This window comes from Frankia sp. AgB1.9, from assembly GCF_016786355.1.
Taxonomy (GTDB): Bacteria; Actinomycetota; Actinomycetes; order Frankiales; family Frankiaceae; genus Pseudofrankia.
Genome location: NZ_JADWYX010000048.1, coordinates 21,120 through 33,240, shown reverse-complemented (window position 1 = coordinate 33,240; position 12,121 = coordinate 21,120). Strand labels below are relative to the sequence as shown.

The 12,121-nt window shown below is 69.9% G+C and carries 13 protein-coding genes; 3 read left to right on the top strand and 10 right to left on the bottom strand.

The annotated features are described in order from the left end of the window. Positions 1-65: 65 nt before the first annotated feature. Positions 66-956: a hypothetical protein gene (locus tag I6A60_RS20335; protein WP_307873774.1), complete on the bottom strand. Its 891-nt coding sequence runs from the start codon at positions 954-956 to the stop codon at positions 66-68. Positions 957-1,498: 542 nt separating this feature from the next. Beyond that, the gene (locus I6A60_RS20330) at positions 1,499-2,092 is read right to left on the bottom strand and encodes a TetR/AcrR family transcriptional regulator (protein ID WP_203022436.1); all 594 of its coding nucleotides are present in this window, start codon (positions 2,090-2,092) and stop codon (positions 1,499-1,501) included. A gap of 128 nt (positions 2,093-2,220) precedes the next feature. Here I6A60_RS20330 and I6A60_RS20325 point away from each other — a divergent pair, with 128 nt between their 5' ends. The 3 genes from I6A60_RS20325 (at position 2,221) to I6A60_RS20315 (ending at position 4,340) form a co-directional block, all read left to right on the top strand. Further along, on the top strand, positions 2,221-2,937 hold the full coding sequence (locus I6A60_RS20325; protein ID WP_203022435.1) for an alpha/beta hydrolase: 717 nt from the start codon (positions 2,221-2,223) through the stop codon (positions 2,935-2,937). Continuing rightward, positions 2,934-3,152 (top strand): hypothetical protein, encoded by a 219-nt coding sequence (locus tag I6A60_RS20320; protein WP_307873773.1) that lies wholly within the window; start codon positions 2,934-2,936, stop codon positions 3,150-3,152. Before I6A60_RS20325 ends, I6A60_RS20320 begins: the two co-directional genes overlap by 4 nt. Before the next feature lie 477 nt (positions 3,153-3,629). Beyond that, positions 3,630-4,340 carry an MBL fold metallo-hydrolase gene (locus I6A60_RS20315; protein ID WP_238435840.1) on the top strand — a complete coding sequence of 237 codons (711 nt, stop codon included), beginning with the start codon at positions 3,630-3,632 and terminating at the stop codon, positions 4,338-4,340. A 724-nt stretch (positions 4,341-5,064) separates the two neighbouring features. On the opposite strand, the gene I6A60_RS20310 is transcribed toward I6A60_RS20315, so the two are convergent. The 8 genes from I6A60_RS20310 to I6A60_RS20275 all read right to left on the bottom strand — a co-directional run bounded on the left by I6A60_RS20310 (position 5,065) and on the right by I6A60_RS20275 (position 12,113). Beyond that, positions 5,065-6,003 carry an ATP/GTP-binding protein gene (locus I6A60_RS20310; RefSeq protein WP_203022434.1) on the bottom strand — a complete coding sequence of 313 codons (939 nt, stop codon included), beginning with the start codon at positions 6,001-6,003 and terminating at the stop codon, positions 5,065-5,067. After that, positions 5,997-6,410: a hypothetical protein gene (locus tag I6A60_RS20305; RefSeq protein ID WP_238435839.1), complete on the bottom strand. Its 414-nt coding sequence runs from the start codon at positions 6,408-6,410 to the stop codon at positions 5,997-5,999. The genes I6A60_RS20310 and I6A60_RS20305 overlap by 7 nt, the downstream gene beginning before the upstream one ends. A 748-nt stretch (positions 6,411-7,158) precedes the next feature. Beyond that, positions 7,159-8,394, bottom strand: coding sequence for a methyltransferase, FxLD system (locus tag I6A60_RS20300; protein WP_203042313.1), 1,236 nt, complete (start codon positions 8,392-8,394; stop codon positions 7,159-7,161). A 119-nt stretch (positions 8,395-8,513) separates the two neighbouring features. Next, a complete protein-coding gene (locus I6A60_RS20295; protein ID WP_203022431.1) occupies positions 8,514-9,452 on the bottom strand; it encodes a thiopeptide-type bacteriocin biosynthesis protein in 939 nt (312 codons plus the stop codon). Between the two features lie 56 nt (positions 9,453-9,508). Next, on the bottom strand, positions 9,509-10,354 hold the full coding sequence (locus I6A60_RS20290; RefSeq protein ID WP_203022430.1) for an SAM-dependent methyltransferase: 846 nt from the start codon (positions 10,352-10,354) through the stop codon (positions 9,509-9,511). Next, complete coding sequence (locus I6A60_RS20285) at positions 10,326-10,757, bottom strand: hypothetical protein (RefSeq protein WP_203022429.1); 432 nt, start codon at positions 10,755-10,757, stop codon at positions 10,326-10,328. Before I6A60_RS20285 ends, I6A60_RS20290 begins: the two co-directional genes overlap by 29 nt. A 229-nt stretch (positions 10,758-10,986) precedes the next feature. Continuing rightward, positions 10,987-11,757 (bottom strand): SAM-dependent methyltransferase, encoded by a 771-nt coding sequence (locus I6A60_RS20280; RefSeq protein WP_307873772.1) that lies wholly within the window; start codon positions 11,755-11,757, stop codon positions 10,987-10,989. Positions 11,758-11,828: 71 nt separating this feature from the next. After that, positions 11,829-12,113 (bottom strand): hypothetical protein, encoded by a 285-nt coding sequence (locus tag I6A60_RS20275; protein ID WP_203022427.1) that lies wholly within the window; start codon positions 12,111-12,113, stop codon positions 11,829-11,831. Between the last annotated feature and the right edge of the window lie 8 nt (positions 12,114-12,121).

The following is a 12,121-nucleotide window of genomic DNA, read 5'->3' as shown; positions in this document are numbered from 1 at the left end:
CACGGCGGAAATGGGTGGAGCCTCCGAGCGTGGTGCTCGGAGGCTCCCGGGTGGGCGGTGGTGCGTCAGTCGGTCGGGGGGTGGTCTTTGGGCTGCTCTTGGTAGGTGAGCCGGTCGCGGATGGCGTCGCAGCGTGCGGACAGTTCGCGTGCTTCCTCGCGGGCAGTGTCTCGGACTCTGCGGGTCTGGCGGCCAGAGCCGTACTTGCCGCCGTACATCTGCTGGGCCACGATCGAGAACACCCCAGCACGCCCGAGGTCATCGGCGCGACCCGCCACATCCAAGATCTTTCCGAGCGTCGGGAAGTCGCGTCCGTCGCCCCACGCCTCCGCGAAGATCTCCTGCGACATGCCCGCGAGGAACGTGACGGCGGCCAGATACCGGGCACGCTGTTCGACGACTTCCGGCGCGGTGGCGTCCGAGGGCTTGACCAGGCGGTAGCCGTTGCGCTTGGCCGCTTCCGGCACGGCCCACGCCCGGATCAGGGCACGGTCCGCGAGGAACATCTCTCCCGTCTTGGGCTGGTACTGCCACCGGTCTGGTTCGCGGGTGGCCACGTTGACGGACGCGACGACACACCGGCTCATGATCACACCGAGCCGGCGGGCGAAGATCAGGACCGCGTCCTGGGCGACGTCGTCGGCCACGTCATCACTGCCGTAACTCCCGTACCCGTCTCGCGCGATCGTGGCCGAACCGTCGGCACGCTTACGCGACCGAGTGGCATCGACCTTCCGGCAGTACCGACGGGCGTGGCCGACGATCTCAACCCAGTCCGCCTCAGTGACCCGCGCCATGTCCTGTGCCGTGGCCGCCTCACCGGCAACAGTCGAAGGAATGTCCCGAGAGAAGACAGGCGAAATGAAGGAATACGACATGGAAGTCTCCATGCAAGAGAGGGATTTAGCGCCGCGCGCCGGGCGCGACGCGCCGATATCTAATAGTCCCTCCCGCACGCGCGGAATTCAATACCAATCGGCGCCTTTCTCGCGCATTTCCCATGATTCTTCCGGCCGGGTTTCCGCAGGTCGGAGCCATTTCCGGAGAGAGGAGAAAAAGGAATGAAGAGGGGGAAGGGAAATGGAGTTCGAATACCTGCACCGCGATCATAAATAAGAAGATTTGAATGGGGATAGAGGGGCAGTGAATCAGCCGCCCGACCACACGGGACCGGCGCCTCCGCCGCGCGCCGCCCCCGGCGCGACTAATAAAGGAACGCTGTCGCTAACCAAGTCTGGCTGTACTCGTGTAGTGCCATCGGGCCGCTGACCTGCGGAAACCCCGGCCGTGGGGTAGCCCATCAAACGGGCGACCGTATTGGCTAACGGACAGGGGGGCCGATGGGGTCACGGACGGGACTGTAGGGATCGCGGATAGACGAGCATTCGGCCTCGTAGTTGAGCACTACATGAGCAGCGGTCTGCAAGCTATTTGAGCAATCACCGTCAGTGAGGCGGTGGGGGTGTGGGCCGTGGCGACCGCGGTGATGGCGGTGCGGTCAGGTGAAGATCCGGTCCAGGTGGCGGTCGAGCAGGGATTGGGCTGTTTCAGGCGTGTAAAGGCCGACGAGGAGCGGGCCTACCAGGCCGTGCGCGAGCCAGAACAAGGATGCGGCCTCCTGCTCGGCGTCGAGGTCCGGGCGTGTGTGACCGCTGTGCTGGGCGGCGCGCAGACGCTCTGTGAAGACGTCGAGCAGGCCCCGCAAGCCTTGGCGGAGGGCCAGTGCGTAGGCGGGGGTTACGGTCGCGCGGGAGTAGAACGCGACGGAGACGCCGGCTTCGGCCCGGCTGTCCTCGTTGATGGGCAGCAGCTCAGTCAGGACCGCGCGGGCGACATCGCGGGGCGTGGGGTCCGGCAGGCAGGCGAGCCGGGCCTGTAGCCGACCGGCGACTCGATCGCGCATGTGGTCGAGCGCGAACAGCAGCATCTCGTCCTTGCTGCGGAAGTAGTGCTGGACCATCCCCATCGACACCCCGGCCTCGGCGGCGACGTCGCGCAGGCTGACGGCCTCGACTCCGCGGGTGGCGGTCACCCGGAACACCGCCTCCGCGATGCTGCGACGCCGCTCGAGCGGGTCCACCCGCTTCGGCACCGACACCTCCTTTGACAATGCGGCTGCATTGCATCAGCAGTCCACCACTCTTAGCATGTCAGGTGCATTGCCAAGAGGGCGAGGACGACCACGCCAGCGCCAGGCCCTCACGAGGAGCGGAGAACCCTGTGTCCATCTCCTTCGCCCACAACGGCGACGTGAAGATCGCATACGAGACGTTCGGGCCGCCCGACGGAGAACCGCTGCTGCTGGTCATGGGGCTGACCTTCCAGATGATCTGGTGGCCGGACGAGTTCTGCCGGCAGCTCGCCGAACGGGGCTTCGCCGTCGCTCGTTTCGACAACCGCGACGCGGGCCTGTCGACCCACTTCACCTCCCCACCCCGAACGACCATCAAGACCCTGCTCGGACGGGGAGGCGGGCCGGCCTACCGGGCCGACGACATGGTCGACGACGCGGTCGCCGTCATGGACGCCCTCGGCTGGGAATCCGCCCACCTGCTGGGCGAGTCGTTGGGCGCCACGCTCGCGCAGCTCGTGGCCATTCGGCATCCGGACCGGGTCCGCAGCCTCGTGTCCGCGATGGCCGGCGGGACCGGCGGCGCGATCAGCAACCTGCGCAACCTAAAGATCGGCACCCTGCTGCGGCTGGCCCGCAAACGCTACGACGACACCCGCGAAGGCGGCGTGCAGCGACTGGTCGACACCTATCTGATCATGTGCTCCACGGCGCACCCAATCGACGAGGAGTGGGTGCGCAAGACCGCAACGGAGTCCTGGGACCGCGACCATGACCCAGGCGCGACCCAGCGTCAGCTCGCCGCGAGCCGCACCGGCGGCGACCTCCGCGCCCAGCTGCGCCGATTGCGGTACCAACCCTGGTGATCCACGGCCAGGATGATCCCTGGATTCGACTCCACGCCGCCCGCACCCTCACCAGGACGATCCCCGACGCCCGACTGATCACCTATCCGGACATGGGTCACGAGTTCCCCCAGCATCTGTGGGCCACCATCGCCCGTGACGTCTGGGAGGCGACCCAGCCAGCGGCGTCCGCGCCAACCCCCGAACAGGAGCAGCGGAGAACGCTCCGCGGATAGCCTCGGTGCTCATACCCGCCCGACGCGCCGATCGGCCGTCGCGCGATCCCCTCCACGATGGCCACAGTGTGATCTTGATGTTGCCTTGCCCGATGGCGCTCGGGTGTCGCGAAGGGAAGCGATCAGTCCCGGCAAGCGGCTACGAGCAGTAGCCGACGGTGAAGATCGATCCGAGCGGAAAGCCACGACGTCTGCTCATCTATCCCGACCGCACACTCACGCCGCTGCTCAGATAGGCGCTAACCCCCAGGACTGGCTGCTCATCTTCAAGCGATCCCTACAAGACCTGTAGGGATCGGGGACGGATGGCCACTCGCTGTGATGGTTGGCCAGTAGATGGCCAATGGCCGCGATGGTTGGCCCGTCCTCGGGTGGCGTGGCTCGTACCAGGCGGGTCTTGGCGGTCTGCTGGCGGCAGATCCGCGCAGGGCGCAACATCCTGGCGAGCCGGTGATGGCTCTCCTAACATTTCCACGCATGAGCGCGATGGAGCTGGTGAGGCTGCTGCCGAGGCTGTATTTTCTCCGGTTCCCGGTCGGGCACGCCTACCTGTGGCTGGACGATGACGGCCTCACACTGGTCGACTGCGGCGTCGCGGGATCTGGCGAGCGGATCGCGGCGGGCATCCGCGGACTCGGCCGCGGCCCGGCGGACGTGCGCCAGCTGATCCTGACCCACTTCCATCACGACCACGTGGGAGCGGCGGGCGAGGTCGCCGCCTGGGGAGACGTCCTCATCTGCGCGCATCGGGACGACGCCTCTGTGATCCGCGGTGAGACGGTCGGCGCCCCGCCCGTGCTGCTCGACTGGGAGCGCCCGATCTACCGTCAGGTCACCCGTGGCGCACCGCCAGCGGCAGCGCCCGTACGGGTCGACCGCGAACTCGACGACGGCGACGCGCTCGACTTCGGCAGTCGCGCGCAGGCCGTCGCCGTGCCCGGCCACACCCCTGGCAGTGTCGCGGTCCATCTGCCCGACCACGGCGTCCTGTTCACCGGCGACACGGTCGCACGCAGGCAGGACGGACAGGTCATCCTCGGAGTGTTCAACGTCGACAGAGACGCCGCACTCGCATCCCTACGCCGGCAGGCGGATCTCGACCCAGACGTCGCCTGCTTCGGCCACGGCGAGCCGGTCACGGCCGACGCCGGAAGCGCCCTACGGTCAGCGCTCAGCCGACTGCGTTGACGTCCGCGCCCGCAAGCGGCGGCCTACCGCACGCGCTGGCAGGTCGAAGCGGCCTCTCGCCGTGCTCCGGCACGGCCGCACTGGCCAACAACACCCGCATTCGCCGCGTGGGTACTGGCCAAGAACTCCGACCTGTCAGGCCCGAGTGGCCGAGTCGAGCCGATCCCTACAGGGACTGTCGGGATCGCGGATAGAGGAGCACCCGGCCATGCACTTGAGCGCTGCATGAGCAGCGCTGGTCGGCTCTACTTGAGCAGCGCTTCTGACCAGGGCGAATGCCTCGCTGGCAGTTCGCTGGGCACCGCTGCAGCCCGCGGCCTGTGCTCAAATATCCCGGCGGCGGCCCCTGGGGCGTCGCTCAGATAGACATGGAGGCCCAGGACCGGCTGCTGATCTATCCGCGATGCCGACAGTGAGCCCGGTCGTGCGGTCGGTGTGGTCCAGGGCGGCGACCTGTCCGCCCGCACAGCAGGACCTACGAGCACAGGTAATGACGGTGAGCGGGCCAGTCGGTGCTGCCTGCGAATATACCCGCCTGTCGCCGGCAGGCGATTCTCGATACAGCAGCGTCAGCCGTGCGCTGGCCCGTTCCGGGGGCGGTAGTGCCCGGACGCACCTCGCCGCCCTTTCTTACTTCACGTGAGAAAAGTCTGGCGGGCATCCGGGAGCGGCTCCGGGAAATCCGCGCCGGACCTCGTCTGGCTGGCGCGATCCGACCGTCTTCTCAGCTGCCGCCGGTAACCAGCGCGGGAATATCGATGACCCGGACTTGCCTCGTGGATACTGTCGCAAGACCCGGGAACACTCCGCCCTGGCCTGCGCCGGCCCAGGTGACGTCCCAGCGGATCGTCACGGTCACCGGGAACGTCCCGCCGAACTCGTCCAGCGACCGGTGGTGGTAGGTGTGGCCGCAGTCCGGCGACGCGCTGTGCGGATCCCTGTCGGGTGTGTAGGGCGTTCCCGGGCCCGTGCAGGTGATGACCGCGCCGTCTCCCATCGCCCAGGTCACCGAGGTCGGTCGGGCCATCGCGCTGACCGCGACCCCGCCGGCGGTCGCTGTCGCCGAGACCGGCGCCCATGCGCCCGGTTCGATCCACAGCCAGGTCGCCACGCCCACTATCTGCTCGGCGACGGGGTTCATCGCGATCTGCGGGACCGGGAGCGCGAGGCGGCGTTCCGCTCGCTGCCCGAGGATCTGGGGGGTCACGGGGATGAACTGGTCAGCCACCGCGTTCGGCAGCCAGCGAACCCCACCGCCGGTACTGACCCCCAGACAGGTCCACTCATACCAGCCGCCCTCGACGCCGGGCGTGACGTCCGCGGCGACCATCGCGGCGGCGGGCGTGAAGCCTGTGGCCGGCCGGTAGTAGCAGCCATCGCTACCCAGCCACCCGAAGTCGGGGTCCACACACGGCACGGGCGTCTGCGCGCCCGGCGCGCGGCACACCTGCGGGCTCGACGGTGCCTTCGCCGCGGCCGTCGGGACCGCGACCGGCTCCTCGGGCGTCCCCGCGACCGACGCCCACACGTCACAGCCGTGGATCTCGTTGCCGCAGTTCGCCGAGCCGTCGAAATGACCGCCCGCCTGGGCCGGAGCAGCCCCGATCCCGACCGTCACCACCAGCGCGACGGCCACGGCGGCGACACGGCGGCGGGTCAGCATGTGCCACGGTCCTTGATGACCAGCTGATCAATCTTCCAGACGTCTGCGGTCCGCAGCGCGAGCGCCTGCACGAAGTGCCGGCCGCCGGGCGTTTCATCCTCCAACTGGCCATCCAGCCGGTAGTCCAGCCAGTCGGTGTCATCAGCGCAGTCAACGATCGTCGCCCTACTCGGATCGGGCTCGGGGCCCAGGGCCGTGACCCGCGGCGCGAGAACAGGCCGGCCCTTCACGACCACGCCGTGTTCCTTGTCCAGATACACCGACTCGTACAGCAACGACAGCGCCCGCCCGCTGACATGCTCGGTCAGACGCGGATCCTGATAGTCCGACGTCGCCGAGACCGCGATCCAGTCCTCGAACATCGCCCGGTACGCGGCCAGCGCCCCATCCACCGCCCGCTGGTCCACCGCCGTGCCCGCTATGCCAGCCGACGGCGTCCCCGCCACCCCCGATCGCCCACCGGCCGCGGCGGACCCCACGGCACTCGGAGAAGCGGCGGGCGAGCCGGCATGCGATCCGCCACCACAGCCCGCGAGCAGCGCCAGCGCGCACGCAGCCGCGACACACAGCCTGTAAGCGCCACTCCAACCGGACAACGCGTAACCCATGATGACTGCCCCATCGCCGAACGCACACCACGAACGGGACGGTTATCGGCGCCCAGCGCGCATCACGACAAGGCGACAAAGATCACAACGACAGCCCGTTCGACCCCACCTAAAATACGCCGGAAAGTGGCATATGGCTGACTGAGCGTAGCCGCCGCCGGCGCGGCAGGAGCAAACAGCACCACCACCCACCTCGCCTGCCACACCCCTCGCGCGTCGAGGCTCAGACGACGGTGCCTAGCTGGGATGCAGAGACGGCGATCCACCGTCGGTCGCAGGACGAGACCAGTGCCGGTCGGACGGGCGGCGGCGCTCCCCCGACCCGGCGCCGCCCCAGCAGGCGGTTCCGCTCCGTAGCAAGGACAGTCTTGACCGGCCGCCGGACCCCGCCGACTGTGTTTGCCTACAAGCCAAATCCCCATGGCACAGAAGTGCCGGCAGATTTGTCCTCATGCGCGACGAGTCGCCCGATCCTGGCAGCAACCTGCCGCCCACGACATCGGCCAGAGACAGCCAGCCGATAACCGACCGTCAACCCACGAGCCGCTCAACCTGCCTCGGCTCGGCGACGCGGCGAAAGCATAGGCGGCCAGTGGATCACGGCCTCGCCGTGTCTAGTCGCGACCACAGCGGATGTCTCGTCCGCTGGGGGGCGGCTGGTGCCGGTGAGCCAGTAGGCGTAGGTGGGGTGGAGGGTGTGGCGGGTGGTGTCGTCCCAGCGTCGGATCTCGGCGGTCAGGGCGGCGGCGGCCTTGGGGCCGTCGGGGTGGGCGCCGAACCGGAAGCCGCCGTCACAGGATTCGGCGACGAGGTAGGCGTGGGACCAGACGCCCGCGGCGCCGAACGGCTGCCACTCGCGGGTGCCGGGTCCGAAAAGGAGGGACAGCAGGCGGAAAGAGGGCAGCCAGCAGGCGAGCCACAGGTACAGCTCGGCGAACGCGTACCGGTCCCGCACGACGTCGGTCCACACGATGGCCTCGTCGTCGACCGCCAGGCTGGCGGAGCCCCACTGCTCGGCCTCCACGTCGGGGACGAGGGTGAGGTCGCCGCCGTACTCGGCGAGCGCGACGACCCGCCCGCCGGGGCCGGCGTCAGTGTGGAAGGGCAGCAGGTCGGGGAGCGTGACGCTGGTGCTGGTCAGGTGGTCGCGGTCGCGGACAAACGCGACCGTGGCCGTCACCGGACCGAGCTGGAGTGGCAGGACGAGCCGGCCGTCGGCGGCGAGCTGGACGAGCCAGCCCGCAGGGATGCTCCTGGCCAGGTCGGTCACGAGGATGACGTCCGCGGCGCGGCCGAGGGCGGGCAGGGTGTCGTGCCGGTCGGCGCGTAGGAGGGTGACCTGGTCGTCGTAGCCGGTCGCGGCCAGCTGGCGGCGGGCCCGGTCGAGGACGTGGGTGTCGGTGTCGGTGCTGATGACGTGGCCGCCGGGTCCGACGATCTCGGCGAGGAGTGCGGCGTTCAGCCCGTCGGTGCCGATCTCGGCCACGGTCATTCCGGGGTGGAGTTGGGCCTGTTCGATCCGGCGGGCGGCAACGGACGCCGACGGTGGTGGTGAGGCCAGGGCGACCGGCTTCCTGGCGTCGGTGAGTTCCACCGGCCGGTACGGCGCGTAGGCGCCCTCCAGCGAGGTCTCGGCGGGTAGGAACAGGTGGCGGGGCACGGTCAGGAAGGCGCGCTCGACGGATGGGGTCGTGATCGTCCCGTCGGTGAGCAGGGCGTTGACCATCGCGGAGCGCAGCTGTGACGCCGCCTGCGAGGGCGCCGCGGTGTTCGTCTGGGACATCGGGGTTCTCACTGTCAGGAGCGGCTGCTCGGCGCTACGCGCCGGCCCTGGCCGGGTGGGGATCATGGGGAGCCGAGGCACACCGATGCGGGCCGTGAGGGGTCGGCCTGGCGGGGGGGTCAGCATCGGGCGTAGGCGTCGTGCGCGGCGTAGGCGAGGACGGCCTGCGCGGTGGCGGACAGGCCGAGGCGCGACCAGTGGGCGCGGATGAGGGCGACGAGGACGTCGGAGAGGTCGTGGGTGAGGAGTCCGGCGGTGGCGGTGGCGGCGAGTTGGGTGCCGGCGGTCGCGGCGGCCTGGGCCCACCGGCTGCCGATCGTGGTGTGCAGGTGCGGGTCGCTGAGCAGTCGGTGGTGTAGGTCCGCGGCGAGCTGGTGGATGCCGTCCGGCTCGGCCGCGCGGCGCGGCGCCAGCTTGACGCAGACCTGCGCGTAGACCCCGCCGCGGGTATGCGGGCGCAGACCGGCGGCGGCGAGCAGGACGTCCAGGACGGCGATGGACAGATCACGGAGCGGCAGCGGCGGGTTCGGGCGGCGGGCGTAGGCGAGGATGGCGTGGCTTTCGGCGATGAACAGGTCGTAGGCGATCGTGGTGCCGCTCAGCCCGCCGAAGGGCCGTAGGTCCGGTTCGTGGACCTGTGGCTGGGTCGCCGCGACGGGCCGTCCGCGCCCGAGGTCGTGCAGGAAGGTGCCGAGGGCGGCGGGGTCGGGGTGGCGTAGGTGGACCCGCCAGTCGCCCTCGCGGCGGGCGTACCACCAGTCAACCGGTGCTCCCGCGTCGGCGCCGATGCGCAGGGTGTCCAGGACCGGGCCGACGATGGTAGCCATGGTCTGTTCGGCGCGCCGCTGGTCGGCGAAGACGAGCCGGGTGGTGTACCAGCGCAGCGCCGTCCGGGTCAGCGCGGCTGTCCCGGCCTCGTGATACGCCGCCAGTGCTGCGCGCACCACCTCTTCGGGCAGGCCGTGCAGCGTCGCCACGTCGGGCACTGGGCCGCCGGCGAGCACGGCGTTCACCGCGTCCACGAGCTGCTCCGGCGGCGTAGCCGCCAACAGGTCCACGCGCACAGCTCCCCCCCTTTTCCAGCTATCAACAGGACGTCGCGAGCCAGGTGTGGTCAGGGTTTGCGGCCGAGTGCCGCCCAGCAGGACACGTCCGCGTCGGTGAGGGGCCCCTCGCTGCGGCCGTCGGGCTGCTGCGGGACGTCGCTCCCCACGCCGGGGCGCCACCGGTGCGCGACGACAACCCCGGGGTCGACCAGTTCGAGGCCGTCGAAGAAGCAGGCGACCTCGTCGCGGCTGCGCGCCTGGGCGGGGATGCCGCGGGCGCGGTAGATCTCGGCGGCCTGGTCGGCCTGGGCGCGGGCGAAGTCGGCGGTCGCATGCGTGATCGTCAGGTAGCTGCCGGTCGGGAGCGCGTCCAGCAGGGTCGCGACGATGCTGTGCGGGTCGGTGTCATCGGGCAGGAAATGCAGGACCGCGATCAGCGACAGTCCGACCGGCCGGGTCAGGTCCAGAGTGTCCCGGACCTCGTCCGAGTCGAGGATCCGGGCGGGTTCGAGGAGGTTGGCGTCCAGGTAGGCGGTCGCACCCTCGGGATGACTGGTCAGCAGGGCACGGGCATGCGCCAAAACGATCGGATCGTTGTCCACATAGACGATCCGCGCCTGGGGCGTGATCTGCTGGGCGACCTCATGCAGATTCTGCGAGGTCGGAATACCCGTACCGATGTCCAGGAACTGCTCAACACCCGCCTCAGCCGCCAGGAACCGGATAGCGCGCCGCAGGAAAGCCCGGTTCGACCGGGCCACCGTCCGCGCCTGCGGGAAACTCGCCAACACCAGCTCGGCCGCCGCACAATCGGCCGGATAGTTGTCCTTACCATCCAGGTACCAGTCGTACATCCGCGCGGAATGCGGCACATCCGTCCGCAGATCAACACGCGGCGAAGAACCCAGAGTCATCGCGACCGCTTTCCGTTTCTGTATCAGACGTTGTCAGCTCGGCGATGCGAGGAGGGCGTCCCACGGCCGTTTCCACCGGTCGCGCGGCGTCGAGGTCGCCCGTCTGGCGGGGGTGCTTCTCGGCGGTGAGGATCTGCCAGACGACCCGGTCGCGTTCCCCGCTGGGGGCGGCCAGGAGGACCTCGTGGCGGACCACGTTCAGGCCCCCGCGGGTAGGCGGCTCGGTCCCGCACACGACGGCCGCGGACAGCGCCGTCTGGGACGGGCGGGTCAGCAGGTCACCGACCGCGAACGCGAGCGCCGCCCGCGACGGCGACCCGTTGACGGGAAAGACGACCACGTGACGGACCTGCGGAAGCCGGCACATCGCCATCGCCGCCGGCCACAGACCCGCCGAGGTCACCGCCCGGAACTCCACACCCGCCCCGTCCCGAACATGGCGCGCGACCGGCCCGCTGCGCCCGCCGCCCCCCAGGCCCGGCTGGCGGCGGATCAACAACCCCGCCGTCCCCGCTGGCAGCCGCAGCCACGGCACCCGCGCCTCACCATCGGCCCCGACATCGCCACCCAGCCGCACCGACCTGAGAACCCGGGCATCCGCCCGAGGACCCACGTCCCGGGGGGCGGGCCGCCTAGAGACGGGCGACGACGCCATAGCAACTCACCGCCCCATCGGCCGGCAGGTCGTCCAGATCGGCCGGGTCGGGGATCCAGCGCTGGCAGGACACCAACCCCGGGCCCAGAAGATCCAGACCGGCGACGAACCGGGCCACCTGCCCGCGGCTGCGAGCCTGCAGCGCAATGACGGCGGCCTTGTAGACCGCGACCAGCCCGGCCACGGCCTCGGGCGCGTGGTCGGCGGTCAGATGGTCGAGCAGCAACGCGCTGCCCGCCGGCAACCCCGCCAGCAGCTGCGCGACGATCCCGTACGGATCCTCAGCGTCAGACACAAACGGCAGGACGCCACTGAGGCTGAGCACGACCGGCTCACCCTCGTCAAAACACGCCAGCGCGAGGATCTTCGCGGGATCGCGCAGGTCCGCGTCCACAACCTCGACACTCCCCAGCGGGCCAGAGACCAGCAGCGCCCGGGCGTGCAGAAGCACCAGCGGGTCACGGTCGACGTAGACGACCCTCGCCGGAGGAACAACGCCCTGGGCGACCTCATGCAGATCAGGACTGGCCGGAAGGCCGACTCCTACATCGAGGAATTGCCCGAACCCCGCACGGGCCAGAAAGGTCACCGCGCGGCACAGGAACGCCCGACGCGCCCGCGCCGCCAACCACAGACTCGGAAACACCGACAACGCACTGGTACCGGCGTCCCGGTCGACCGGGAGATTATCCTTCCCGCCCAGGAAATAGTTCTCGATCCGCGCCGACTGCGCCCGCTTAAAATCCACCAGCACCGACCCCGACGGGGATTCACTACGCTGCCACGGGAGTAGGTTTCCAGAGACGACCAAGGGCTGTGTCATGACGCCGTGCCCGCGAGGACTCGTCGGCGCGTGCGCGGGCGTGGGGGCCGGATCTGCGACCAGTCCCACATCGCCCACGCCCCCACGAGCGCGTGCAACACCTCGGCGCCGGGGGCGCCGAGGCAGGCGCTGAGCAACGCCGACAGGACGCTCGCCGTCGCGGCGCCGGCCGCCCAACGACGCCGCACCAACCAGGAGACACCCACGGCTCCGGCGATCTTCCAACCGGCGACGACGACACACCCGGCACTTGCCGCCAGCAGGACCAGCGACACCGTCACCACGCACC

Bases quoted from the DNA above. Each gene is read 5' to 3' on its own strand.
- I6A60_RS20300 (WP_203042313.1), bottom strand. From the start codon at position 8,394: ATGTCCCAGACGAACACCGCGGCGCCCTCGCAGGCGGCGTCACAGCTG.
- I6A60_RS20310 (WP_203022434.1), bottom strand. From the start codon at position 6,003: ATGCTGACCCGCCGCCGTGTCGCCGCCGTGGCCGTCGCGCTGGTGGTG.
- I6A60_RS20315 (WP_238435840.1), top strand. From the start codon at position 3,630: ATGAGCGCGATGGAGCTGGTGAGGCTGCTGCCGAGGCTGTATTTTCTC.
- I6A60_RS20290 (WP_203022430.1), bottom strand. From the start codon at position 10,354: ATGACTCTGGGTTCTTCGCCGCGTGTTGATCTGCGGACGGATGTGCCG.